At 54.1% G+C, this 26,446-nt stretch carries 21 protein-coding genes; 8 read left to right on the forward strand and 13 right to left on the reverse strand.

The features are described 5' to 3' along the window. Positions 1 to 7: 7 nt before the first annotated feature. Positions 8 to 4,078: a glycosyl hydrolase gene (locus tag HNV11_RS10810; RefSeq protein WP_171739674.1), complete on the reverse strand. Its 4,071-nt coding sequence runs from the start codon at positions 4,076 to 4,078 to the stop codon at positions 8 to 10. 155 nt (positions 4,079 to 4,233) lie between these two features. On the opposite strand from HNV11_RS10810, the gene HNV11_RS10815 reads away from it, so the two are divergent. Then, positions 4,234 to 4,992 carry an NUDIX hydrolase gene (locus HNV11_RS10815; RefSeq protein WP_394353888.1) on the forward strand — a complete coding sequence of 253 codons (759 nt, stop codon included), beginning with the start codon at positions 4,234 to 4,236 and terminating at the stop codon, positions 4,990 to 4,992. Positions 4,993 to 5,060: 68 nt separating this feature from the next. Here HNV11_RS10815 and HNV11_RS10820 read toward each other — a convergent pair whose 3' ends face one another. After that, positions 5,061 to 5,453 carry a response regulator gene (locus HNV11_RS10820; RefSeq protein WP_171739676.1) on the reverse strand — a complete coding sequence of 131 codons (393 nt, stop codon included), beginning with the start codon at positions 5,451 to 5,453 and terminating at the stop codon, positions 5,061 to 5,063. 421 nt (positions 5,454 to 5,874) lie between these two features. On the opposite strand from HNV11_RS10820, the gene HNV11_RS10825 reads away from it, so the two are divergent. The 4 genes from HNV11_RS10825 (at position 5,875) to hemL (ending at position 12,786) form a co-directional block, all read left to right on the forward strand. Continuing rightward, a complete protein-coding gene (locus tag HNV11_RS10825; RefSeq protein WP_171739677.1) occupies positions 5,875 to 7,566 on the forward strand; it encodes a CTP synthase in 1,692 nt (563 codons plus the stop codon). Between the two features lie 117 nt (positions 7,567 to 7,683). Continuing rightward, positions 7,684 to 9,537 (forward strand): membrane protein insertase YidC, encoded by a 1,854-nt coding sequence (yidC, locus tag HNV11_RS10830; RefSeq protein WP_171739678.1) that lies wholly within the window; start codon positions 7,684 to 7,686, stop codon positions 9,535 to 9,537. 100 nt (positions 9,538 to 9,637) lie between these two features. After that, on the forward strand, positions 9,638 to 11,440 hold the full coding sequence (locus HNV11_RS10835) for an amino acid ABC transporter substrate-binding protein (protein WP_171739679.1): 1,803 nt from the start codon (positions 9,638 to 9,640) through the stop codon (positions 11,438 to 11,440). 59 nt (positions 11,441 to 11,499) lie between these two features. Further along, entirely contained in the window at positions 11,500 to 12,786 is a 1,287-nt protein-coding gene (gene hemL, locus HNV11_RS10840; protein WP_171739680.1) for a glutamate-1-semialdehyde 2,1-aminomutase, read from the forward strand. Between the two features lie 49 nt (positions 12,787 to 12,835). Here the strand turns inward: hemL and HNV11_RS10845 are convergent, their stop codons facing one another. The 4 genes from HNV11_RS10845 to HNV11_RS10860 form a co-directional block, all read right to left on the reverse strand. Then, positions 12,836 to 13,990, reverse strand: coding sequence for a glycoside hydrolase family 26 protein (locus HNV11_RS10845; protein ID WP_171739681.1), 1,155 nt, complete (start codon positions 13,988 to 13,990; stop codon positions 12,836 to 12,838). Between the two features lie 38 nt (positions 13,991 to 14,028). Then, a complete protein-coding gene (gene mgrA, locus HNV11_RS10850) occupies positions 14,029 to 15,030 on the reverse strand; it encodes an L-glyceraldehyde 3-phosphate reductase (protein WP_171739682.1) in 1,002 nt (333 codons plus the stop codon). Positions 15,031 to 15,085: 55 nt separating this feature from the next. Further along, positions 15,086 to 15,958 carry an AraC family transcriptional regulator gene (locus HNV11_RS10855; RefSeq protein WP_171739683.1) on the reverse strand — a complete coding sequence of 291 codons (873 nt, stop codon included), beginning with the start codon at positions 15,956 to 15,958 and terminating at the stop codon, positions 15,086 to 15,088. 422 nt (positions 15,959 to 16,380) lie between these two features. Continuing rightward, complete coding sequence (locus HNV11_RS10860) at positions 16,381 to 17,958, reverse strand: sulfatase family protein (RefSeq protein ID WP_171739684.1); 1,578 nt, start codon at positions 17,956 to 17,958, stop codon at positions 16,381 to 16,383. Positions 17,959 to 18,282: 324 nt separating this feature from the next. Between HNV11_RS10860 and HNV11_RS10865 the strand changes: the two genes are divergently transcribed. Next, positions 18,283 to 19,128, forward strand: a complete 846-nt coding sequence (locus HNV11_RS10865) for a DUF1206 domain-containing protein (protein ID WP_171739685.1) — start codon at positions 18,283 to 18,285, stop codon at positions 19,126 to 19,128. Between the two features lie 587 nt (positions 19,129 to 19,715). Here HNV11_RS10865 and HNV11_RS23935 read toward each other — a convergent pair. The 7 genes from HNV11_RS23935 to rbsK all read right to left on the reverse strand — a co-directional run bounded on the left by HNV11_RS23935 (position 19,716) and on the right by rbsK (position 25,214). Further along, entirely contained in the window at positions 19,716 to 20,063 is a 348-nt protein-coding gene (locus HNV11_RS23935) for a hypothetical protein (protein WP_240163922.1), read from the reverse strand. A 115-nt stretch (positions 20,064 to 20,178) separates the two neighbouring features. Further along, positions 20,179 to 20,457: a hypothetical protein gene (locus HNV11_RS23940; RefSeq protein WP_240163925.1), complete on the reverse strand. Its 279-nt coding sequence runs from the start codon at positions 20,455 to 20,457 to the stop codon at positions 20,179 to 20,181. A 78-nt stretch (positions 20,458 to 20,535) separates the two neighbouring features. Continuing rightward, positions 20,536 to 21,018, reverse strand: coding sequence for a DUF4249 family protein (locus HNV11_RS23945; RefSeq protein ID WP_240163926.1), 483 nt, complete (start codon positions 21,016 to 21,018; stop codon positions 20,536 to 20,538). A gap of 48 nt (positions 21,019 to 21,066) precedes the next feature. Continuing rightward, a complete protein-coding gene (locus HNV11_RS10875; RefSeq protein WP_171739686.1) occupies positions 21,067 to 21,321 on the reverse strand; it encodes a hypothetical protein in 255 nt (84 codons plus the stop codon). A 350-nt stretch (positions 21,322 to 21,671) separates the two neighbouring features. Then, on the reverse strand, positions 21,672 to 22,667 hold the full coding sequence (locus tag HNV11_RS10880) for a GRP family sugar transporter (protein ID WP_171739687.1): 996 nt from the start codon (positions 22,665 to 22,667) through the stop codon (positions 21,672 to 21,674). A gap of 9 nt (positions 22,668 to 22,676) precedes the next feature. Next, positions 22,677 to 24,227, reverse strand: a complete 1,551-nt coding sequence (locus tag HNV11_RS10885) for an ADP-ribosylglycohydrolase family protein (RefSeq protein ID WP_171739688.1) — start codon at positions 24,225 to 24,227, stop codon at positions 22,677 to 22,679. 21 nt (positions 24,228 to 24,248) lie between these two features. Further along, on the reverse strand, positions 24,249 to 25,214 hold the full coding sequence (gene rbsK / locus HNV11_RS10890; protein WP_171739689.1) for a ribokinase: 966 nt from the start codon (positions 25,212 to 25,214) through the stop codon (positions 24,249 to 24,251). Between the two features lie 206 nt (positions 25,215 to 25,420). On the opposite strand from rbsK, the gene HNV11_RS10895 reads away from it, so the two are divergent. Both HNV11_RS10895 and HNV11_RS10900 read left to right on the forward strand, forming a co-directional pair. Then, a complete protein-coding gene (locus tag HNV11_RS10895; RefSeq protein ID WP_171739690.1) occupies positions 25,421 to 25,972 on the forward strand; it encodes a hypothetical protein in 552 nt (183 codons plus the stop codon). A gap of 269 nt (positions 25,973 to 26,241) precedes the next feature. Beyond that, positions 26,242 to 26,445, forward strand: a complete 204-nt coding sequence (locus HNV11_RS10900; RefSeq protein WP_171739692.1) for a hypothetical protein — start codon at positions 26,242 to 26,244, stop codon at positions 26,443 to 26,445. Position 26,446 lies beyond the last annotated feature (1 nt).

The following is a 26,446-nucleotide window of genomic DNA, read 5'->3' on the forward strand; positions in this document are numbered from 1 at the left end:
CAATTGATCAAACTACATCGGGTTGCCTCAGGTAGGCCATGCGCAGCGTAACCGGCCCAATCAACCCGGCTTCGAGTAAGGGCGAATCTTTATCGTAGTGTTTCCAGGTCGTGAAGGTTACACGGCCGTCGTTAGGTTTGGGTTTGCCCTGTTTATACCAGTCCGGCAGTTCCTGAATAGCGCCATTACTCAAACTGGCAAATCCGCTGGCTCCTCCGCCAGCCGTAAACTTGTCGACATCGGGTAGTTGAGCGTCGCCAATCAGGCGGTTGGGCCACTGATTCGTTACCCGCACTTCCAGTTGGTTGGTCCCGGCTTTAACGGCATCGGTAATGTCTACCCGGTAGGGTCGCTTCCAGAGTGTACCCAAGTCTTTGCCATTAACCCGTACGGCGGCAAGCACCTCCACGCTGCCTAAATCCAGAAACAGGCGTTTGCTGGCCGACAGGGCAGAGGCCGGAACGGAAAACGACTGGCTATAGGTAGCCGTGCCGGAGAAATAGCGCACTCCTGCTTCGGGATGTGTATGCAGGGATTGAAGTTCAGGCAGGGTAATCTGCGCCGGAGCGCCCAGATTGGGCGGAAAACTAACCTGCCAGGGTTGGGTTAATGGAATGGGTTTTTCCAACTTGTCAACCTGAAAGGGGGTTTCCTTACCGCTGTTGCTTAGAAGCGTATAGCGCCCGTTCTGCCAGAAGAGCAGCCCCGGTTTCTCGCCTGCGGCAGCCTCAACTAGCGGTGTCTGTTGGTGGCTAAGCGGCCGGCTGGCCGCCAGTTGCTGAATGCGGTCGGCCGGGAGTACTTCCGTATAGAGTTGCGGCTCGCTCATATCGCCGTTATAATACGACGCGCCGTCGCTGAGATACGCCTGCCCCAAGCCAGGGTGCACAATAGCCCCGGCGCTCTTGCCTTGCTGAATCAGTTTACCATTGACAAACACCGATGGTATGCCATCCTGATACACAATGGCTATATGACTCCATCCGGAGAGTGAGGCCGGAGCTGCCAGCACCATGGCGGGGACGCCTGCGCCCCGCTCCCAAACCGCTACGCCGTTGCGACCAATGGCTAACCCGCAGGTGGTGTGCCCGGAACCATACAATTCCTGTCCCGAAGCCGGGTAAATGGCGTAATTATCCGTCCAGGGGGCGGCAACGCCTTCCATCAGGCCACGAGTGCTGAGCATTACGTTCAGCTCCGGTTTCGCCCAAAGACTAAGGGTAAAGTTGTTCGTTACGTCTTTGTATAGCTTGCGGGAATTAGCTGAAAACGGTTTCGTGGTCAGTAGGGGCGTTCGGTCTTTCAGAACCGCCTGGATGCGTTTAGGAGCGGCCGGTGAGCGGAACACGACGAATACAGAACCGGCCGGACTCAATACGAGTGGCATTCTGACACGGCCATCGGTCAGCTCATACACACTAACGGGCGTAATCTGGCCGGTATCGGCGTCCCATAGTTCGGGTTGTCTGCCCGCCACCCGGAAGGTGCAGACCAGTTCTTCCGTCGTACGGCGCTGATTGGCCAGGAAGTAAACATCGGTGTCATTGATCCGGCGATGAATAAACGTAATGGGCGCATCGCCCGAGCGGGACGAAACGTCAACATCCGGTTTTATGGCCAGGGTTTGCAGAAGGGTAGTCAGCGGCTGTCCCCAGAATACGCGCCCCTTGCCAAGTCGGTTTTCGCCAGCGGAGGAGCCGTTGCCTGTGCCCCAAAGCTCCGACATAATCTGCCGAAATTCGGCATCGCCGTTGGCCGCACTCTGCAGACCCAGCGAATGTTCAGGACGGTTGCCTACCACGAGCAGACCCTGATTGACGAGATCACGAAGTTTTTTCAGCAACGGAAGGCTCAGGCTTTTAGTATTCTGGAGCAGGAGCACCCGGTAACGCAGGCCATCGGGTAAGGTCAGTTGATTGTTTGCTACGGTGGCCCGCTTAAGAATCGTTTCGCCGTTGATCAGGTCGTAATCATAGCCGGTCGGTGGAATAGGCGTCAACTCCTCCGGTCCTGCTTTGGCATAGGCATTTCCTTCCTCGCCGGTGAAGTAAGCCAGGTCGGCCACAAACAAACCTTGCTGTAGCAGGCTCTGGCAACGCGACAAATAGCTGATCCAGGCTTTACCGGGTTTCCACCAGGTATTCGTCCGGTCGAAGTGAATACCCCAGGGGCCCATGGTCATGCCGGGCAGGGCCGTAGGATGAGGCTGGTGAGCGTACCGGTGGAAGATGACCCGGTTCAGCCCCTGCGTAAACAGCTTGTCGCCCAGGGCTTTCATGCCAAACGGGTATTCCTGCCAGCGGGCCGATTCCGGCTCGCCCGTGAACGCTTCGGCACCGACTACCTGAAAGCCATCGCTCCGCTGACCGTTGATATGAGCAATGGATGCCGCCAGTTTCGTGGTTCGGCGCATAGTCCAGTTGTTCTGAAACAGGGACGACAAACCGTTCCAGAACTCCCCCATGTTAACGTCCACCCGGGAGCCAATCTGCATTTCTTCCATAGGGCCCCGATCGTACGGCTCCGTGTAGGAAATCAGACCGTGCTGATGGCATAACTTGGTCAGTTGTCCGTAATAATTATCCGCAATCAGATCGGCCTGCGTCCGGCGGAGGTCCCAGAGAAACCGCTCGGTGGTATCTACACTGTCGATCAGGCGGCCCGTCAGGGCGGGTAGGTAGCGCAGCAGATCATAGCCGCTGCGTTGCTGAAAAACCTGCTCAAAGCCGGGCGTCCAGTTTTGCATACCTACTTCATAGCTATCGATGAGCAGACCGACTTTTCCTTTTTTGGCCAGCGGTTGCAGCGTCGGCAGCAGGTTTTCCATCATCTTATTGAAGTGGAACGTAATGGCCGCCTGACTATACTTATCGCATTCGAGACCAACGCCGGTATCCGGAGCCGAGCGGTTCAGGGTGCCGGTGGGCGTAAAGCCAACCCGTAAAATAGTCCAGTTACCCGCCGGCGCATTCCAGCTAAGCTGGCCGTCTTTGTCTAAGTTCGTGGTCAGGTTAACGATGGCGGACAGCGGAATAACCGACCCGGCTGCGGGTGTCGCTGTGTGCGGTTTTATCCCGGCTGAGCCACTAAACTGAAAGTTCGTTTTTTTCCGCCAGTCGGTTAATCGGTCAGCACCCGAGAGCCGGACCTGAGCGTAATGAAGCGGCTGAGCGGAAGAAAGCCGGAAGTAGCGTGCGGTGGTGGCCGGAAACTCCGCCAGTACGAAGCCATCGCTGACACTGGCCGTTGTGAGTTTCCGAAATTCAACGCCGTCACTGGATGCTTCGACCGTAACGGCTGGTCCGCCCCCAAAGCCACCCCCGCCCCCGCCAACGCGGGTGCCCAAAAAGCCAATCGAACGGGCTTCGTAGGGTTGGGTCAGCTCCAGTTGCAGATACGCGGCCGGACTGCCTTCGGCTTTCGTAATCGTTACGCCCTTTGGGTCTTCGCCCGTGAGTTGCTTCAGATCAATCGGCCCGGCGCCGGATGTAGCCTTGCTGACCAGATCGGTCAGGTCGGCTTCGCCGGTCAAGGCCGGAAACGCCAGAACCGCCACGTCCTGATACCGGTCGAGTTTTGAATAGGGTCGGGGGAGGTTTAGCTGAACCGCTTTTCCACCCGTTACGTGGGTTTCGCTCCAGGTCATTTCCTGCATACCTAGCTCGGGGGTTATCCACGGTCCACCACTCGACGACCAGCCGGGACAATTGTGCATGGTGAACTCAAGCCCCAGACGGTCGGCCTCCCGGATCGTGTGTTCTTTCAGCGCCAGCCACTCCGGACTTAAATACTGGATGGGGCCTTTCGGAATGCCCGTACCGGCGTCGAAATTCTGGAAGCCACCCAGGCCGATTTCCTTCATCGCTTCCAGGTCTAATGTAATTCCCTCGCGGGTTACGTTGCCGTTCATCCAGTGCCACCAAGTTTGGGGACGTGCCGAATGAGGTGGGTTCTGGAAGCTATTGAGCAGCGAGCCTGCTTTGGGTGTCTGATTGCCAAACTGCACCAGACCGGTTGGGGTAATGAGTGCCACAAGGCCGGCGGCAGAGCTATTTTTTAAGAATTGACGGCGTTTCATAAACGGCTAAGGGCGTGCGTATAAACGAACCTACGCACAAGTAAATAAAAACTCTGGGCGGCAGAGATAATGAACTCTCTGTTATCTTTACGTCAAAAGTACACAAAGAAATCTTTACGTTCAAACTACGTAAAGTCATATTATAAGATTTTATGATGGATTCTAAGGACCCGGTGGTTCAGTATTACCAGGAGGTTTCTGAACAGTGCATCCACTACCTGTCTATTGACGGGGTCATCTTTGGCTTTCATCAGAATCAGCTGAAGGTGTTGCTGCTGCGCTGGAAAGGAACGAATGAATGGAGTTTACCGGGCGGATTTATCCGAAAAGCGGAATCGGTTGATAAAGCGGCCCAGCGGATTATGCAGGAGCGAACGGGTTTACAAGAACTTTACCTTCGGCAGTTTCACGTCTTCGGCGAAGCGCTGCGTTACGATCAGGAAGCAACCTGGCAAAAAATAAACCTGCCAATTAAAGGCGTCAACTGGTCGGAACGAACCATTTCACTAGGGTATTACGCCCTGGTCGAGCATTCGAAAGTTGTTCCCACGCCGGATTTCCTAACCGAAGAATGTCGCTGGTGGAGCTTGGAAGAAATTCCCGCTCTTCTGTTCGATCATAACCACATCATCGAGGTTGCGCTTCAGTCGCTGCGCAGCCAGTTGGGTGATTTACCGATCAGTCATTTACTGCCCGACATATTCACGATTCCCGAGTTGCAGCGGCTGCACGAAACGATTCTGGGTCATCCGCTCGATGCCCGCAATTTTTATAAGAAAGTGATGGCTTCCAATGTGTTGCAGCGACTTTCGGAGCGACGGGCGGGTACTCCGCACAAAGCGCCGTATCTATACCGATTCAGAACAGGTTCGACATCGGCCGAACCATACTCAGGCATTGACTACGTAGACTGAATGCTGAACCAGACCGGGTGTCTGGCGGCTGCGCTGATGTGAACGGCTTCGTTAAAGCCGCCAGGTCGTTACTGTGCCCGCCAGCAGTCGCTGATCGAAGCCAGCACATCGGATAGCGACTGAAAATCAGCGGGTTTAGTCAGAAAACCATCCGCCCCCAGGGCATAGGAGCGTTCGCGGTCATTCTGGTGATCAGAAGTGGTCAGGATAATGGTTGGAATAGCCGTCCAGTCCGGATGTTTTTTCAGAACTGCTAAGGTCTCAAAGCCATTCATGAACGGCATATTCAGATCGAGCAGGATGAGGTCGGGCAGCGCATGGGGCTGGCCGTTAAGCTGATGGATCAGTGCGCTGCCGTTATGAAACGACCGTAGTTCGCAATTGGCTTTAGGCCGTAGGGTATGCTGAACCAGAAAACAGTCGTCTTCATCATCATCAACTAAGAAAATTAACTGCTTCATGAATGTACGGTGCGTACGGGTGGAAAATAGGCTATACAAAGTTACAGATGCAATGATAAGCGAATAAGCGGTCAAACTGATTAAACTGCTGTTAATCTTCTAAACACGACCTGTTTAGAGGACGGTATGCCTACTGGCTGAACGCAGAGCCTATTGGGCGGGCAGGGACGCTTAGTAACAGGCGTTATCTGATTTACGTAAGTAAAACGCAGGTGATGTTTTCAGATCGTTGTATCCAGCGACGGCCGCTGGTAAATACGTCTGCTCAGGGTTGAAGAGGCTGATTGGTTAACGTGCCGACAATCAGCCATATGGCGGGTAGCCGGGCAGCACCCGCCAACTTTTTTCCCGGTCGGCTACGTCTTTCCTCCCAAAACCTTCGTACCTTTATTCCCCGTAACGACCAAAACAGGTTTCAATCATGGCGGCTACGGGACCAAAATCCGCGAAATACATTTTTGTTACGGGCGGGGTAACTTCATCACTCGGCAAGGGCATCATTGCCTCTTCGCTGGCCAAACTTCTTCAGTCGCGGGGACTGTCGGTTACGATCCAGAAGTTCGATCCGTACATCAACATTGACCCCGGAACGCTCAATCCTTACGAACACGGCGAATGCTACGTAACCGACGACGGGGCCGAAACAGACCTCGATCTCGGGCACTATGAACGCTTTCTGAACCGGCCAACCTCAAAGGCGAATAACATTACGACGGGGCGCATCTATAATAACGTCATCACCCGCGAACGCCGGGGTGATTTCCTGGGTAAAACCGTGCAGGTGGTACCGCATATCACCGACGAGATCAAACGGAACATCCGGCTGCTGGGCGATACGGGTGAGTATGACATCATCATCACTGAAATTGGCGGTTGTGTGGGCGATATTGAGTCGCTGCCGTTTGTGGAGGCCGTGCGGCAGTTAAAGTTTGAACTAGGCGAAAAAGATACGCTCGTGATTCACCTGACGCTGGTGCCGTATCTGCAGTCGGCGGGCGAGCTGAAAACCAAACCCACGCAGCACTCGGTCCGGATGCTGCTGGAAAACGGCGTTCAGCCCGACATTATCGTTTGCCGCACCGAACACCCGCTGCCGCAGGACATCCGCCGGAAAATTGCCTTATTCTGCAACGTACAGGTTAGCTCTGTTATCGAAGCCATTGACGCCGGCACCATCTACGACGTGCCCCTGCTGATGCAGAAAGAGCGGCTCGATCAGCGCACACTCTATATGCTCGACCTGTACAACGACAAAGACGCCGACCTCGACGCCTGGAAACAGTTCCTGGGACGGCTCAAGAACCCGGGCGATACCGTACGCATCGGGCTGGTGGGTAAATACATTGAGCTGCACGATGCCTATAAGTCGATTGCGGAGTCATTCATCCATGCCGGGGCCGAGAATGAGTGTAAAGTGCAGCTGGAGTGGATTCAGTCCGAAACGCTGGCCGACGAGCATCACTGCGCCGACGTTCTGCGCGATCTGGACGGCGTGCTGGTCGCGCCCGGCTTCGGCGAACGCGGTATTGAAGGCAAAATCAACGCCGTCCGCTACGTTCGCGAACGCGGTATTCCGTTCCTGGGTATCTGTCTGGGTATGCAGATGGCCGTGATCGAGTACGCCCGTAACGTGATGGGGATTGAAGACGCCCACTCGACGGAGATGGACCCGCACACGCCGAGTCCCGTCATCAGCATGATGGAAGAGCAGAAGAGCGTCACCGACAAAGGCGGTACGATGCGGCTCGGGGCGTATGCCTGCAAACTCAAACGCGATTCACTGGCTCACCAGATCTACGGGAAAACCCAGATCAGCGAGCGCCACCGCCACCGGTACGAGTTCAATAACAATTACCTGGAGCAGTTTGAGCGGGCCGGCCTTCGGCCAACGGGTATCAACCCCGACACGGGTCTGGTTGAAATTGTAGAGCTGGCAAACCATCCGTGGTTTGTGGGCGTACAGTTTCACCCCGAACTGAAGAGTACCGTAATGAATCCGCACCCCCTGTTTGTGCAGTTCGTACGGGCGGCTCTTACCTATAGTCAGCAAAAACGCACCGCCAGTACGTCAGACCGCGCCGTTCCCGTAGAAACGGCCGACGTGGTTGATTAACCCGGCTGATTGGCGTAATTTTGCCAGAAATTCTGTTTGCAGAGAGTGGTCTGTGGTTTATGATCCATTCGTGATGATAAACCACAGACTCCTGTATGCAGACAACAAACAAACCAAATGGATCGTAATCAAATTATTGGCATTGTCCTGATTCTGGCGATGCTGGTCGGCTATCAGCTACTGGTGCCGAAACCCGCGCCCGAGAAGGAACCGGCCCAAACGACACAGACAACCAAGCCGACTACCGCTTCCGGCGCTGCGGCTGCCGTTAAACAGGCAGAACAGCCCCTTGATTCTGCCGCTGCCCGGGCGCAGTTCGGCGATTTTGCTGCTGTCGCTTCCGGCCAGGCGCGCGATATTGTGCTTGAAAACAACGATATCCGGGTGACTTTCAGCACACAGGGTGGCCGCGTGAAACAAGTTTTGCTGAAAAAATACAAAACCTATGATCAGAAGCCGCTGGTTCTGATTGATGAGCAGAGCAGCCAGACCCTGCTTGAGCTGCCCACGAACCGGGGTAAGGTTGATCTGCATAAACTCTATTATCAGACGAATGCGCAGACGGGTACCGTAGCGGGCTCCCCCGAGCAGATTACCTTCCGGGCCGAGATAGCGCCGGGCGAATCGATTGAGCAGGTGTACACCATGCCGGCAGACGGTTATGTGCTGGATTACGCCCTTAAACTGAACGGCCTGCAGAACACCGTAACGAACGACAACATCCGGTTTTTCTGGCAGGATAAAATGCGCCAGTATGAAAACGATATGTCGAACAACCGCCGGGCTGCCACCATCAACTACCTGACGGCCGACGAGAATTTTGAGAAGCTGACGGAAGGAGAAAGTAACGAAGAGGTTACGCTCGAGGAGCCGGTGAAATGGTTCACCATCAAGCACAAATACTTCCTGTCGGGGTTTGTCGCTAAAAACGGGGCGATGCCGAAGGCTGAATTCCAGACGCTGGTCAATCCGGCGGATAGCAACACGGTTAAAACCGCAATCGCCGACGTAACGCTGCCGATGGCCGACGTTAAAGCGGGGAAAGGCGAATACAAGTTTTTCTACGGTCCCAACGATTTTCAGTTGCTGGGCGACGTAGCGCCGGAGTTCGACCAGAATGTTTATCTGGGCTACTCGATACTGAAGCCAATCAACAAGTATTTCTTCGTTCCGGTATTCAACATTCTGGAGAAGTTTATCACCAACTATGGTCTGCTGATTATTGCGCTGGTGGTGTTCGTGAAGCTGATTCTGACCCCGTTGACGTATAAGTCGTACGTCAGCATGGCGAAAATGCGGGTGCTGGCTCCGGAGATCAATGCGATTAAAGAGCGCGTTGGCGACGATATGGCCAAGCAGCAGTCGGAACAGATGAAGCTGTATCAGGAAGTAGGCGTTAGTCCACTGAGCGGTTGTGTGCCGGTGCTGGCTACTATGCCGATTCTGTTCGCCCTGTTCATGCTGTTCCCGAATTTGATTGAACTGAGGCAGAAGTCGTTCCTGTGGGCCGACGATCTTTCGACCTACGACGCGTTCATTACGTTCCCCACGATTCCGTTTATTGGCAGTCACCTCAGTTTGTTCACGGTGCTGATGACGGCATCTTCGATTGCCTACGCCTACTACAACAACCAGACGACGCCAACCCAGCCGGGCCCGGTGAATATGAAAGCCCTGAGCTATATTTTTCCGCTCATGTTCATGTTCGTGCTGAACTCATATCCGGCCGGTCTGACCTTCTATTATTTCGTGTCAAACGTTGTTACCATTACCCAGCAGCAGCTCATCCGCCGGTTCGTGGATGAAGATAAAATCAAAGCGGTACTCGATGAGAACCGCCGGAAAAATGCGTCGGGTCAGGGCAAAAAGCCGGGTGGTTTTCAGGCATTGCTTCAAAAGCAACTGGCAGCGGCTGAAGAAGCCCGCAAACAGGCCGATGAAGCACAACGTAAGCCTAAGCAAAAGAAATAAGGAATGCACATCAGCAGGGCCAGCCCCCGGTGGTCTGAGAATAAATTGTTAACAAAAGCAACGCTCAGGCGTTGCTTTTGTGCATTAGCCCCTTAAAATCATGACCGGTAAGATATATCGGATATATCTAGTACTAATTGGCCTGCTCTGGCTGGTTAACCAATCCACGGCGATCGCTCAGGTGCCGGCCGATCAGCTAAAACGCTATAAGGCGGCTGTTCAATCCATACAGTCTGGTCAAACCGGCGATTATGAACGAGCTAAATTTGAGTTGAACGCCATCGCGCAGAAGGGTGGGCCACTGGCTCCGTATGCTCACTATTACTACTCGCTGGCGGCCTTCCGGCAGAAAAACTTCAATCAGACGCGGCTGATGCTGAAGCAGCTGACAACGCGTTTTCCGGATTGGCGTAAATTGGACGAAGCCCTGTATCTGCTGGGGGCCGTCAACGCCGAAATGAATCAGTTTGAAGACGCGCTGGACGCGTTGCAAACCATCAGTGACCCAAAAATCAAGGCGGATGCCGTCAGGCTCGAACAGTATTTTCTGAGCCGGCTCACCGACCTGGAGCGCCTGAAGCAGCTGAATCGGGCCTTCCCCAACAACCGGAACGTAGGGCTGGCCCTGATTGACCTCATTCAGCAAACCGGCAGCGACAAAGACGATCTGGAACTGTCGGATCGGCTCACCAACCGATTTGGCGTGCCGCCAGCAAGAACGTCGCGGCCAGCTGCGTCTACCACCTCCACTGCCGGTACTGTTCGTCCGGGTACGTCACCGGGTCAGCCCAGCCGGAATACACGCCCGAAAGGTTATTACAACGTTGCGGTGATGTTTCCGTTCCGACTAGACGAGTTTAATGCTGACAAGCGGGTGCGGGGGAATCAATATGCCTTCGACATGTATAACGGCATCAAGATGGCCAGGGCCAAATTGCAGGAAGAAGGCATTACGGTCAACCTGTTTGCGTATGACGTCGAGAACGACCCGAACCGAACGCTCGAACTGATTAACAGCCCGGCGTTTGCGCAGACCGACCTGATCATCGGTCCGCTCTACGTAGAACCCAACCGGATTGCATCGGCCTATGCCAATCAGAACAATATTCTGTTATTGAATCCGCTGGCAACCAGTAGTGAACTGGTGACGAGCCAGCCTATGTCGTTTCTGGCGCAGCCGTCCCTGGCGCGACAGGCTCAGAAAGCGGCCGAGCTGGCGCGGCAGGTTGGCCTGGGTAATCGCCGGGTAGCGATTTACTATGGTTCGTCTCGTAAGGATTCGCTGCTGGCTCAGGCTTATCAGGCCGAGCTTACCCGCCAGAACTATCAGATCGTTGATTTTAAGAAAATAAGCGGCTCATCGCAGGCCATGGCGGATGCCATGAGTTTCACGGCAAACCTGACGGCGACGCGGTCGGCAGAAGCCGTAACACCGACGACGAACGTAGCGCTCAGTCATGTGTTCTTCGCCAGCAGTAATGATGATGACGGACCCCGCTTGCTGGAAGCGCTCAGCCGTCGGCGGGTAAGCGGGGCGGTAATTGCTACGTCTACTGCATTCGATTTTTACCGCAATTCGGCCTCAACCTTTACGCGCCGGAATCTGTATCTGCTTTATCCCGATTTCATTGATTCGACGCGGGAGCCCGTCATCACGTTTCAGGAGCAGTATCTGGCCAAACGAAATACCATTCCATCGGTCTTTGCCAGCGTTGGCTACGACATGATGTTATTTTTTGGCAGGCAGCTTGCCAAAAATGGGGCGCCCTTCCGGAACCGCGCCAGCTTCCGATCCGACACGGACGATTACCTGCTGTCGGGTTTCGATTATACGCAAAGCAACGAAAACCAGATTGTCCCTATCGTGCAGTACGAAGATGGGCGGTTTGTAAAAGTTAATTAAGAAAAGCCTGCCGGCGATGAAAAGACATACACCGCTGGGTAGGCTTTTATGTTTCAAGTATGACAACGAGCGAACAACTGTTTGAAAAAGCCCAAACGCTGATTCCGGGTGGAGTTAACTCGCCGGTACGGGCGTTCCGGGCCGTAGGTGGTACCCCACTGTTTATTAAATCGGCCAAAGGACCCTACATCTATGACGAAGATGGCCGACAGTACATTGAACTGATCAACTCCTGGGGGCCGATGATTCTGGGCCATGCGTTCGAGCCGGTCGAGAAGGCCGTTCGGGACGCTATTCAGTACTCCTTCTCATTCGGAGCACCGACCCGTAAGGAAGTCGAAATGGCCGAACTGATTACTGAGATGGTGCCGTCAGTCGAGAAAGTCCGGATGGTTAATTCCGGTACGGAAGCGACTATGGCGGCCATTCGGGTGGCGCGGGGATTTACTGGCCGCGACAAGATTATCAAGTTCGAAGGCTGTTACCATGGTCACGGCGACTCGTTTCTGATTGCGGCCGGGAGCGGAGCCGTTACGCTGGGCGTTCCCGATTCCCCCGGCGTAACCAAGGCAACCGCGGCCGATACGCTTACGGCGCCGTATAATGACCTGGCGGCCGTCGAAATGCTGTTTGATAACAACCTGAATCAGATCGCAGCCGTCATTCTGGAGCCAGTAGTCGGGAATATGGGCTGCGTTCTGCCCCAGCCGGGCTTTTTGGAAGGTATCCGGTCCCTCTGCGACAAACATGGCGCTCTGCTGATCTTTGACGAAGTCATGACCGGCTTCCGACTGGCGAAAGGTGGTGCGCAGGAGCGGTTCGGGATCACCCCCGATCTGACGACCCTGGGCAAAATTATCGGGGGTGGGATGCCCGTTGGCGCTTATGGCGGACGCCAGGAGATCATGGATGTCGTTGCGCCGGCCGGACCTGTTTATCAGGCCGGAACGCTCTCGGGCAATCCCATTGCCATGTCGGCGGGGTTAGCCATGCTGCATCACCTGAACGATCATCCGGAGGTGTACACGCGTCTGGACGAGGTTGGCGGAAGACTGGCCGAGGGCTTCCGGGCGGGTTTGCAGAAAGTGGGGTTGAACTATACGATTAATCAGATCGGTTCCATGTTTACGCTGTTCATGACCGAGCGGCCCGTCACGAATTTTGCCGAAGCCAAATCGTGTGATCTGCCCCGGTTCGGCCGGTATTTCCACGAAATGTTGAAGCGGGGCGTATATCTGGCACCTTCGCAGTTCGAGAGTTTGTTTGTGTCCGTAGCCTTATCCGATCAACTTATCAAGCAGGTTATCCAGGCGAACGAAGAAGCCTTACAGAGTTCTATGGAATAGCCAAGTAAACACCGGGCGAAGAAAAGCTTTCCTTCGCCCGGTGTTTTTATTAGAAAATCAGCCACCTGCGCCGGTACATATTCGGCAAATCAGTTTCAAACAGCGTATAGGGATCTGCGTAAAACTTCATAAAGTCGGCCACACTCGTATGACCCGGATAAGGCGCGTAATAGTGCGTTGGGCTGCGGACATCGTTACGCCAGACAAGCACATACGCCAGACGCATCTTCTCTGTTTTTAGGGCTTTGAGCAGCGTTTCGGTCCACCAGCTAGTGTTTGGAATAGACTCCAGCCCCGTTTCCGTAAAGGCCGCCAGCTTACCGGCCTTGCGGGCGTAGTCTGATACAATCTTCAACTTCTGAATCCCAGCCGTGAGGTTGTACCGACCGTCGCGCCCAAAGTCGGCATAATTATCGACGCCCACCATATCCACCCATTCGTCGCCCGGATACCGTTCCAGATAATCGGCTTCTGTCTTGTACGTGCAGTCGGGTGAGAAGGCGTAGAGGAAGTTATGCACCTGCACGCTGTCGCGCAGGTAGGAGACCGTGAACCGCCAGAGCGACACGAACTCGTCGCGGGTGCAGTGCGGCTTGCCCCACCAGAACCAGCCCCCGTCGAACTCGTGATAAGGCCGGAAAATCATCGGCGCCAACTTACCATCCCTGCCTTTTACGGACTTGGCAAATTCGCCCACGCTCCGCAGAATCTGCTTGTATTTTTCGTGGTGCGAGCCGCCCGGAACCAGGTTGGCTACCGCGGGCGCCGATACGGAGTCTTTCCAGTAAAATCCGGTTTGCTCGGTGACCGGATTGGTAAAGTGCCAGGCTACCGTCGTTACGCCCCCGCGGTCGTAGGTGTCGGCAATCGACCGACGTAACGTTTCTTTCGTGCGTTCAATAACCGGCTCCGGCCGACCCGACAGCCCGCTGAAGTCAACGCCAATGACGGCCGGATGCGAACCACTCACCAACTTTACGTCCGACCGGTCGGGATCGCCGGACCAGCCGTGACCGTACTCGGTAGCGTGCTGATGCCCAAACAGAATGTGTTTTTTAGAGAGTTTATGAAGATTTCGGTAAAGGGCTACCGTTTCCTTCGTCGCCTTATTGTCGATGGGTTTGTTTCGAGAGCCAGCCGCGTTACTGCTAAAGGTCAGCGTTCCCAGCAGACCACAGCCAAGGAGAAACAAGGTTTTTTTCATGAATAAGATAAAGCAGAAATTTATAGACAATCGTTGAATTAACTTTTAGTGACCGGGCAGATGGCATCAATGGCATCGAGTTCCGAATCGTCAAAGTCCAGCTTATTCAGACACTGCAGGGAGTCGGTCAACTGTTCGGGTTTGCTGACGCCGAGCAGCACCGACGTAACGCGGTGATCGGACAGCAGCCACGATAAAGCCATCTGGGCCAGCGTCTGCCCACGTTTCTGCGCCAGTTCGTTCAGTTGCCGGATTTTATCGAGGGTTTCGGGCGTAAGCTGAGCTTCCTGCAAATGGCCGTGGGGCTTAGCGGCCCGCGAGTCGGCCGGAACGCCCGACAGGTATTTAGTGGTGAGCAATCCCTGCGCCAGGGGCGAGAACGGGATACAGCCCACGCTCTCTTCTTCCAGCAAATCGAGCAGACTTTCTTCCACCCAGCGGTCGAGCAGCGAATATCTGGGCTGGTGAATCAGGCAGGGCGTGCCGAGATGCTGGAGAATGCCAAAGGCATCTGCGGCCTCCTGGGGTTTATAATTCGATAACCCAACGTAAAGCGCCTTGCCCTGCCGCACGATATCGGCCAGGGCCGTCATGGTCTCGTCCAGGGGCGTGTCGGGATCAGGCCGGTGATGATAAAAAATATCCACGTAATCCAACTGCATCCGTTTCAGGCTCTGGTTCAGGCTGGCCATGAGGTATTTACGGGATCCGCCATTGCCGTAGAGCCCATTCCACATGCCATAGCCTGCTTTGGTGGAGATAATGAGCTCATCGCGGTACCCGTTGAAATCGCTCTTCAGAATTTGTCCGAAGTTCTCTTCGGCCGAGCCGGGGGGCGGCCCGTAGTTATTGGCCAGATCAAAGTGAGTGATACCCCGGTCGAAGGCCAGCCGCAGGATCTGGCGGGCATTCTCCAGCGCATCGATATGGCCGAAATTGTGCCACAGACCCAGCGAGAGGGCGGGTAACTGGAGGCCGCTGCGACCACAACGGCGATAAGGCATAGTCTGGTAACGAGCTTCGTCGGGAACGTAAGGCATTCGAGTTGAGCTAAAAGAAAGAAAAGTTAAGTGGGCAGAAATCGCCTGCTCTGAATCAGATGAACACGCGGGTGCCCGAGTAATTACAGCGGAACTCACGGGGTGTACAGCCATGCTTCCGGCGAAAAATCCGGTTAAAATACGACAGGTTGTTGAAGCCGCACTTACACGAAATCTCGGCGACCGTATGGGTTGTATCGATCAGCAGCCGGGATGCGTGCCCCAGCCGGATATCGTTTAAACTATCGATGAAGGTTTTGCCAGTTTGTTTCTTGATGAACCGACTGAACGACACATCGAGCATACTGACCGTTTTGGCTACGTCGGCGAGTGAAATGTCTTTGTTGTAATTGGCCTGCATAAACGCAAAAGCCTGCTCCAGCCGGCGACCGGTGTACGTGATCGGATCGTTGCTAACGGTCGTGTTGGACAGCGTACGCATATTCCGTGACGTTGACAGGTCGTGCAGGATGGAAAGCAGTTCCAGAACGGAGTCGAAGCCGCTCTTCTGCGTCATCGCTTCAAGGCGGGGCCGGATGGCCTGGGTGGTTTCCTGAGAGAACAGAATTCCTTTCGCCGAACGCTCCAGCAAGGCCCGGATAAAGCTCAGTTGATTGCGACTCAGCCATTTCTCATCAAACAGATCCCGGTGAAACTGGATGGTAATCTCGTAAATTTCTTCGCTGCGGCATTGATGCGTAAACCAGCCGTGAGGTAGATTGGTGCCGACCAGCACCAGTTCCAGGTTGTCAATCACCTCCGAGTGGTCGCCAATAATACGTTTGGTTCCCTGCGCATTGGCGATAAAGTTCAGTTCGAATTCCCCGTGATAATGCAGCGGAAAATCAAATTCTTTTTTAACCCGGGAGAATAGCGTAAAGCAGTCACTCTGCGTCAGCGGGGTGATCTCGCGGAAAATGGTGTTCATACAGGTAGTTACGAGTATTGCATGGGCTGGCGATGCAAATATATGGAGTCTATAGTGATAAAAAAGTGCCTGTTTTCAGATTCGTTCTAACTAAGAAAAAGAGCAATGAATCTACAATCCGCACCAATTATGCCCCGTCAATCGAGCCTCTTTAGATAAATCGATGGCTGATTGCAATTCTGATGTATTGAATTGTCTGATAAATAAGTTAAAAAAGTATTATATAAGGCGACAGCTTTCGTAAAGTCAGGGTTAATGAATCAACTGTCTACCCTAAACCGAAGCCACCGTCCGACGAGCCGCAGGATGGAACTATATTATCCTGAAATCGCCGAAGACCTGACGGCAGCGGGCTGCATCCATACGATTAACGGATATAGGCTGGACAGCTTTAGTGCGAAGTTCGGGGACTACAACGTCGATTATTTCAGAATCAGTTCATCGGTGCTGGCCCCGTAGGCATCGCCGACTACCTGCTTCATCTGTTTTTCCATCGCTGTTCGTTTTACCGGGTTCGTCCGGGCCAGATTTGTGCGCTGTTGCGGGTCGGCGCTGAGGTTATACAGCTGGGGTTCCCGGCTCAGGCCGGTTTCGATATTTACCTGTTCGTTAAGGGCTTTGCCAGGATAGGGCGGAATAAATACCCAGTCGCCCGACCGAAAGGCCAGCTTTCCACTTGCTTCGAGCACCAGCGCGTCCCGTCCATTGGCCTGATTTTTCGCTGCCTTTCCCAAGAAGGTATTAAGCAGGTTCTTACTGTCGCCGGTTTTTATGTCGCTCCCCACTAGAGCCGCCAGTGAAGCCAGCAGGTCCATCTGGCAGACCAGGGCATCCGACACCTCTTTTTTCAGGCGGGCAGGCCAGGATACAATGAATGGCACGTGCGTACCCGCGTCGAACAAACTGTATTTGCCGCCCCGTAACCGACCGGCGGGCGTGTGCCGGCCATTTTTTTCGACGGCCTCATCGTTATAACCATCATTCAGAACGGGTCCGTTATCGCTCGAAAATACAACCAGCGTATTGTCGGCGAGCCCTTCCTGGCGGAGCTTTTTCATCAGTTCACCCACGCACCAGTCGGCTTCCAGAATGGCGTCACCCCGTGGGCCGAGCCCTGATTTCCCCACAAATTTCGCACCCGGCACCCGGGGTACGTGGGGCTGGTGCAGGGCGTAATACAGAAAGAAGGGTTTACCGGCTTTTCGGGTCTGGTGGGTATCGATAAACGCTTTGGCTTTGTCCAGAAAAACTTCTGCCATCTGTTCATCCGTCCACAGGGCCGAACGACCACCTTTCATGTAACCAATGCGCGGAATACCGTTATGCACACTTTGGTTATGCCCATGATGCCACGTCATTTTGGTCATCAGCTCCGGGTGGGTTAGGGCCGTGGGCTGTCCGGCGAAATTGCTGTCGTATCGGACGTAGAGCGGGTCATCGGGCGTCAGGCCCACCACGTGCCGGTTCTCGACATAAACCGTCGGCACCCGGTCGCCGGTAGCCGCCATGATAAAGGAGTAGTCGAACCCCAGGTCATTGGGCGTTTTGCGGATAGTCCGGTTCCAGTCTATATCCCCATTGCCCAGCCCCAGGTGCCACTTACCAACAACGCCCGTTGCATACCCCTGCTTTTTTAGCAGACTGGCCAGCGTCACCGACGTAGTATCGATCAGCAGGGGAGCGTTGCCGGGCAGGATTTTGGCATTTTTATCGCGCCAGGGGTAGGTACCGGTTAAGAGGGCCAGTCGGCTGGGCGTACAGGTTGCCGAGGTAGCGTACCCGTTTGTGAACCGGATACCAGTTTCGGCCAGTTGGTCGATGTTAGGCGTCTGGAGCTGTCCCTGCCCGTTAGCGCTCACATCGCCATAACCGAGGTCGTCGGCGTAAATAATTACAATGTTGGGATTCGCATTGGAAATCGCCGGATTCTGCTGTCGACAACTGAATGCCGCCAGCAAAATCAGACCCAGAAACCATTGTAGAGGGGAGGGACAGCTCATTCAACAAGTAGCAAGAGTATGCCAGAGGTAAATGGATAATGTGAAACCAATGCCATTAAAAGACTCAAAGCATAGGAATTACTGTAAAATCATACGCCAGGAAACACGCGTCACGTACCAAATTAATCAGCCCGCAAAAAAGCCGTACCCAAAGGACTTGAACTCAGCCTTTACGTTAGAGGTATTGTACGAAGAAATCACCACACTTCTATCGTCAACGGGTTGCTCCGCAGTAAAAACATAAAACATTTAGCATTCTAAGCTATTCTATTATGTCAAAAGACCGATTACGCTGAAAGCAACCTATATAAAACGATTTAGATAATGAACTTATCCAGTATCTCCTCCCACATACCCTCGCCCCAGCCTCAATGGGTCAAGCCCCTAGCCAAATTTGGTCTGGCGGCCAAAGGAGTTGTCTACTGCTTGGTTGGTATACTCACGTTTATGGCTGCTTTTGAAATCGGCGGCAGCTCAGAACGTAATCTGGACAAACAGGGGGTTTTTCGATGGATACTGGATCAACCGTTTGGGCAGGTGTTGCTGGCACTGGTGGCCGTAGGGCTAGTCTGCTACGCCCTCTGGCGGCTAACGCAGGCTTTTCTCGATACCGAGCAGAAAGGTACCGACGCAAAAGGAATCGGTCGACGGGTAGGTTATGCCTTCAGTGGGTTGGTCTATGGGTCCTTGGCTTATTATTCCTTCCGGCTGGTACTGGGTAGCCAGAATAAGCAGGGTGGGGACAACTCGCGCAGGACCCTGGTTCGGGAACTCCTGCAGAAACCGTTTGGCCAGTGGCTAGTCGGCCTGATTGGTCTGGTAATCATCGGCATCGGCTTGTACCAGATCTACCGGGCCCTGTCTGGTAAATACCTGAAAAATGTTCAGACTTCCGCCATCAAAACGGAACTGAAGGAGATAATTATCCGGTTCGGGAAAATTGGTTATATCGCCCGAGGAATCGTTTGGGGTCTGATTGGCTACCTGTTTATCAAAGCGGCCCTGGCGGCTAACGCCAGCCAAGCCGGAGACAGCAGCCGTGCTTTTGCCTTTCTGGAGGAAGCCCGTTACGGCTCGTTTCTGCTGGGTGCCGTAGCGCTGGGCCTGTTTGGCTACGGTCTATTTATGTTTGTACGAGCCCGGTACGAAGTGATCAACACCAGTACTTAATTCACCATAGGCTACTAATTGGAATTGACAGTTTTAATAAAAAATTGTTCAATATCATTCTTCCAACGCAGCATAAAAGCATCCGGCAAAAGGAGGGTATGTTGAGATCAAGCACCTACCTGTCTGCTTGTGCATAAGCGATCATCATTGGCCTTGAAGAAGAGGTGATCGTTAGAGGGGTACTGAGCTATTAGCCCTGCTCGGAAGGTTTCTGGTTGACCAGTAACCGAATCCGAACCAACGTACCTTGCGGCCCCGTTTCAATATCCATACTGCCTTTCATCAGTTCACAGGCTCTTGACGATGAAAAGCGTCTGATCAAACGCCCCATTTATAGAGTAGATACATGAAAGCCTCTTCGTCTTGTGTAGGAGAGTTTATCCAGATCTAGTAATTGCATTAGTACAATTCGGGAGTTGCTAGCTACCTAATTTTGCTTTTGTCATTTCGCGCAACGCTGGTTAGTTCATTACAGGATGGCTAACAGCTCCTGAGTCGTCTGCTAAGGCCCGTTCTGCCGCTGTGCCTGATGAGTCGTTTTTCGGTGATTTTACGTCTGTCCAACTTAATCGAGTAGCGTGCGGTCCTTATTCCTGCCATCCTTCGGGTTTGAATGGTGTTTGGTTGTCCCGTTGCAGACAGGGGGCTAAGGGAGGCCGGTCGGCGTTTGGCCATAAGCGCACTTTGGCTTTCTCCCGTTCTCCCAGATAAGGCGGGGCAGGTTCCGGGTTCGGCTGACGTGCGTTGAACGCATAGAACAGACCATCTCTACTCTTCGTGTAGGAACCGGTTGGCTGGAGGGTATCGGCCGGACTAATCGCCCCATAGGCCAGGCCTTGCGCGTCTTTGCGATTCAGCCAATAATGAACCAGCGAAACGGCCGAAGCCGAAAAGTAACCTACTATATTAACCTGAGGATTGCCTACCTGACTCACATTGCCCGCTAAAGCCGTGGGTAGGGTGTCGACCAGCCCGCCCGTGTGCTGGGTCTGCGCCTAGAAGAGTTTATAGTACCGGTAGGTATCGGCCGTCAGCGAGAGTTGACGGACATCAACCAGACACGGCTGAGGTGTTATAAAAGGGAATCTGCGCCACGCGTTGCTGACTAATCAAGCCACCGTTCGTGTAGCGATCATCGAACACCGCAATGTTATACCCGTAAATAATCTGCCAGCAGGGCGTGCGGCACGGATAATCATAAATCCAGTCTTCCAAGGGCACTTCAGGCGCTTCTTCAGCTACTTTCCCCGGCCGGGGGCTGAAGCAGTCCTCAGCAAGGTCAGTGCCGGTCACGAAGTAATCTCTATCCTTGTAGACATTGGGTAGCACCTTATAGATGGCATAAACACCCTGTCTACAGCTATGACACCAATTCTGACGCTCCCACAGTTTCCATTCCCACCGATACTAATTATGTTCGCTGGCAGGGTCCTGGCTGGTAATGAACACATCATGGGCTGCCCGATAGCCGTTTAGTTGCTGAAGGGGTAAGCTGCTGGCGTTAAAGCGAGCGTCTATTCTGTCAATCGGGGCGACGGCTGGCCTAACCTGCCGGGTGGACAGGTAGCGGGTTCCATCGGGGAGCGTAAAGCGGAGTTGATAGGCGTGCCCAGCCTGTCCTCTGAAGTCAATGGGTAGCTGAAAGCTTCCATCCAGGGTCTCATGACAGGGCAGCACTTGCGCCGAATCGATAATAACCTCCATCATGGCCTTGGTAAGCGGTACGGTACTGAATTGACCGGTCAATCGATCGGCCCGAGCCAGACTAAGTTTAATAATCTGGGTTTCTGGCAGATTGGTAATAGTGCCATCCACAACGAGAATATTGGTTGTGCTCTGTAGAACACTATTTTCCGGGTCAATACAGGCTACGGGCAGGGTGAGGGTCACTAACCCGATGAGCAACGTAAATGCAACTGAGCGCCTGAGAGCGTTTACCTAAGCTATCATCTGTTGTCTTTGTTTCCTCACTTTCCAGATTAACAGACCTAAACCAATGCCCATAATCAACCGGGTGGTCATCTCGTAGGTATCAGTGATGGCTGCCAGATGGAATCTGCTATCGCCTAAAGCCTGGGATAAGTTTCCATAAAACCAATAAGCACTGACCAGACTTAGCCCGTACCAAACCAGAGCATAACCCATAAAAAATAGACAGGTAAAGCCTGCCACGAACGCTAGTTTAGAAATCATAAAGAAAGGGGATTGAGGGCGGTTAAATAATTGAAAGCGAAAGTTTAGAATTATCTCAATCACTTTCTTACTGTTAAATGAAGTAAGTCTTTGGTACTCTATAAATGCTGTAGCTGTTGTGAAAAAATTAATACCTACACTTGCCGGAACAATGAATAAGGAGTTTAAGCAAAACGCTATTATCTGTTTTGATTAAATATATTCCTAGCCCTTTTAAAGCTGGTTAGTATGGGTTGAATATTTCAATCCTGCTTGTGTCGTTGACCTTATCGCTTAAGAGGTGGGCATTCCGTTAGGGCTGTAATAGTCGATAGATTCGTGCGATTTTATTTGCAGGAACCTCGGCTTTGTTAGCGGGCCATAATCAGCAGACTAATGCCAATCACGTAACAGACCAGCATGGCGTTCAGCAGGGTACTGACCCCTTTAGGTGCGGCCCGAAACTCCCGCCAGACGTAGATACCCCAGAGGGCAGCAACCACCGTAGCACCCTGCCCCAGTCCGTAGCTGATGGCCGGTCCCGCTTTGTCGGATGCCAGAATGCTGAACAGCATACCCAGACACCAGATCATGCCGCCCAGCACTCCCGTCAGGTGGTCGCGGGAGCTACCCCGGAAATAATCCCCGTAGTGGACCGGCGTACCCACAAACGGGCGACGCATCAGCAGGGTGTTAAAGAGCAGGTTGCTGAGCAGGATGCCGACCGAAAAAAAGAAAACCGCCGTGTAGGGGCTGAGCTTGCCCGGCTGGGGCACCGCAAAATCGGGAAACATGGCCTGGGCGACATTGCCGTAGAACAACCCCATCAGACATCCCGCCACCACCGACAGGACCAGTCCCTTTGTGGATAGGCCCGTTGTGCTGGTGGCCGTCCGGCGGTAGGCAAAGGCGTTAAGCAGAATGGCCACTACAATCAGGGCCATGCCGCTAAACAGCAGGGCTGCGTTGCCCACGGGGGCGTTGAGGTAGTTGACCACCACCCCAATGACCAGCGCCAGCCCGATACCTACGGGGAAGGCCACCGACATGCCCGCAATGGCGATGGCCGACCCCAGCAGGATGTTGGCCGCGTTAAAGAGCACCCCGCCCCAGAGCGCCGACCCCAGGTTGCCGGGGTCGGCCTGCCGGATGTCGGCCAGAAAGGAGCGGCCCCCTTCACCTATACTGCCCAGCGTAAGCGCCGACAGCAGGGCGAAGGCTACAATACCCAGCACGTAATCCCAGTAGAACAACTCAAAGCGCCAGGTGCCGACAGCCAGTTTCTGGGTGTTGGCCCACGAACCCCAACAAAGCATGGTGATGAGGCAGAAAAGAACGGCCGTGCCGTAGGTGTCGATGATAAACATGGGAGAAAATTAGTAGCGGGCCAGTACGGGTTTATCACCAAAAACGATCAGGTTCTGTAGCTTCAGGGCTATATCGGTGGTGGGGTTCAGCCATTTCAGCCGCAGGGTATGCTGCCCGGCGGGTAGCTGGTACTTCCAGGCCAGGTCGTACCGACGGCGGGTAAAACTGGCGGGCAGACTGGCCGTTTCCTGCTTCTTCCCGTCGATGTACACGTCCATTTGCGCTACGTAATCGCTCTCGTAGTTGTAGGCTGCCATTTGCCCTTTGGGCCGGGCCTCTCCACTAAGGATGTAGCCATTCCCTTCGAAAGTCGTGGTGTATTCGTCGGTCAGGTTCTTGTTGATACTACGCTTTTCGAGGGGAAAATGACCCGTGAAGGCCTGTTCCAGCCGAACCGGTTTGGGGGTCTGCAGTGCAATCGAGATTTGATTGCCCTCTACTTTACCGCCGTTGCGTTCAACTACCTGCAGGGCGTGCTTCATGCCAATACTATACACGTCGTTGAGCGACATGGTGGTGTACTTGAAATCGATGTCTTCGGCTTCTTTCAGGCCCTGTTTCCAGTAAACGGGGATTTTGTCGTAGCCCAGCATAGTGCCCAGAATCCCCCCCGCCGACGACGGGTTGCAGTCCGAATCCTGACCGGCGCGGGTGCTGATCTGCATTGTCTTGGTGTAGTCGCCCTGGCCGTAGAGCAGCCCCAGCACAATGTAGGCCGAGTTTATCTTCGCGTCGATGTTGAAGGTAGCAAATACGCCATCGGGGCAGCCCACCTCGTCGGACCATTTACGCTGAACCTCGAACCAGGTTCGTTTCCAGTCGGCTGGATACTGCTTGTGCCAGTTAATGACATCGTTGATGCACTGGTAAAAGGTGCTCTGCTGCGGAATGGTCTTGAGGCTTTCGCGCACAATATAGTTGACATCATCGCTGACGAAGGCCAGCGAATACATAGCGCCCACGTACACCCCCCCGTACCAGCCGTCGCCATAGTTCATGATGTGGCCAATGGGGTCGCCAATCTGCACGGCGGTGTTGGGCATACCGGGGGCCATCAGGCCGGAAAAATCCGCTTCGATCTGAAAATCGATATCGTCGGCGTGGGGATTGTTGAGCCAGTGGCCCGATTCGGGGGCTTTCATGCCACTAAGGATGTTGCTGCGCCCCACCTGGTTAGCGTGCCAGAGCATGTACCCGGCTTTGGCAAAGGCATTGGCGTGTTCGGATACGGGGGCGTCGAGCCCTTTTTTCTCAAACACATCCACAAACGTGAGATCCATGTAGAGGTCGTCATAGAGCCCAAAATTCTCGATCATCGTCTTTTTGATGTAACCATCATACCAGGGAATGGGCTGGTAGTCGTTGATCATGGTGCCGTTGAACTTAAATTCGGTCGGCCCGCCGAAGGTGCAACCAATGACCTGACCCGCCCAGCCGCCTTTGATTTTGTCCTGTAAGGTGGCTTTGGACAGGGTAACGGTGGCTGGTGGCCGGGAAGCAGGGCCGGGAATGAAGGCCAGCAGCGCTAGTAAGGGCAGGAGAAAATACGTTTTTTTCATTGGTTTATAGGCTTCTAAAGTTCAGTTCAGTATAAGGGGTAAGGCATCTACCTCGGCGCGGAGGGGCAGCGAGGCCTGGGCACCCAGCCGGGTAACGGAGATGGAGGCCGCTTTGCAGGCAAAGGCCACTGCATCGGTCAGGTTTTTTCCTTCGGCGAGGGCTACGGCCAGCGCTCCGTTGAAACAGTCGCCGGCAGCCGTGGTATCGACAGCCGTAACGGGCGGAGCCGCTATAATAGCGGGCGCAGTATTGCTCCCATCCGATGATACATAAGCCCCCCGCGCGCCGAGGGTGATAACCACGTTGGGCACACCCAACTGGTGCAGGTGCTGAGCGGCCTGGCGGGCGGTGGCTTCGTCGGTAACGCGGATGCCGGTGAGGAGTTCGGCTTCGGTTTCGTTCGGGGTGATGGCGAAGAGAAAGGCCAGTACTGCCGGGTCGAGCGACTGGGCGGGGGCTGGATTCAGCACCACCCGAATGCCCCGCTCGTGCCCCCGCCGGATGGCGTATTCTACCGTGGGAAGGGGCGTTTCCAGTTGCAGTAGGATAACCGTATAGGCGGGGGCACTGATGGACGCCAGGGCATTAGCGACCTGCTCCTGGTTTAGCCGGGCATTGGCTCCCGAAGCAACCATGATGCTGTTTTCGCCCCGACCGTCGACGCCAATCAGGGCTACGCCGGAAGGTTCATCGGCATCGGTCGAGATAAACTCACTCCGGATGCCTTCCCGCTCGAACTGCTGGAGGGCCTGCCGCCCGAATACATCGTTGCCCAAGTTGGCCACAAACGTAACGGTGGTTTGGTCGCCCGAGTGGGGCGAGGTCATGGCTAGCCTGGCGGCCGCAACGGCCTGATTGGCTCCCTTGCCGCCAGGGTTCATCAGAAACGTGCCGCCAATGACTGTTTCGCCGGGAGCGGGTAATTTTTCGGCCTTAATGACCATGTCGGTATTCGAGCTGCCAATCACAAAAACTGTTGCGGACATAAAGATTCGGGTTATTGAACAAACCTATCAAAAAATGGTATTGTGCTAAGGATATATTTTAGAAGATTAGCTAGTTCCAAGTTGAAATTTATTGGTAAAACCTATGCCTAATTAGCTGAATACACTACTTTCATTAGCACAGCCACCTAATTCTATCTTCATTGACCGGCTTCGGCTGATCGACACCCGTTCAGGGCCTGAACCGCATGGTGCCGTATCTAGTGCTGTATTTTTCGCTGCTGCGCCTGGTTGATCAGAAACACTATGCAGATGCGGTTGCTCTACTGGCTTCGCACCAGATAGATCTAGCGGGGTTTGAGCGGGGTATAAGCCAATTGCCGATGACTACCCGCACGGAGTTTAATTTACTGCTGGTTCGGCTGGGAATAGGGTGGGGTCAGCTTTCAGCCCCACTGGTACGGCTCAACCGTGTACTGGCGCTACCCGTTCGCTCGTTGCCGGGCACGCTCTCTACCCAAAGTCGGCTGCTGAATCTGCTGCTGTACGCCCGGCTGGGTAACGCCGATTACCTGACGCACGCCCTGCGGTCGGTCGAGCGGAAGCGGAAAAAGAGTAGTCAGACATTAACGGGGGAGCAACTGGTGATTGACTTGCTTCGACAGTGGCTTGGGGGTCGGCTAACGAAGGCGAGTCTAGCCCAAACAGACGCGTTCAGCGGCAGCCCCGCCGATCGGCAGTTGCTGCAAAATCTGGATTTGAGATGCTGGATACAGAGTGTTCTAGGTATGTATTCTTAGGAAATTACAACAGTCTGCCAGTTTTCCCCGGTTGGTCCGATGCTGGTTTAACGCGCTTACTCAATGTCTCACCCCTGTGTTCATCGCGGTTTTGCGAGGAAGCAGCCTAAGTGAAAATGACTGTAAGTGATTATTGACACCCATAGTATGATAACTCGCCCCGCCATTGTGAATAGGGTTACTGTAAGATAACTCCACCCAGGGCAATACCTCCACCTCGCCGTGCCGACAAAGGTTTTGCTATCGGCCGAAGCTATAAATACGGTGCAATGCATCCGGTGCGACCCGCCCGCCCCACTCACGTTGGCACCCGGCTGCATTCCGCTGTCCCGCGATTAGGCCACGATGTGCTATTGACCAGTCTGCAGGTCGACATGTGCACCTTACCCGGCCGGGATCAGCGGCTGTCCTGCGGAAACCAAAACAAGGCCACCTACCGGCCCGTGACGCTGCGGGGAGCTGGCTCGAAATAGC

It is taken from the genome of Spirosoma taeanense (assembly GCF_013127955.1).
GTDB lineage: Bacteria > Bacteroidota > Bacteroidia > Cytophagales > Spirosomataceae > Spirosoma > Spirosoma taeanense.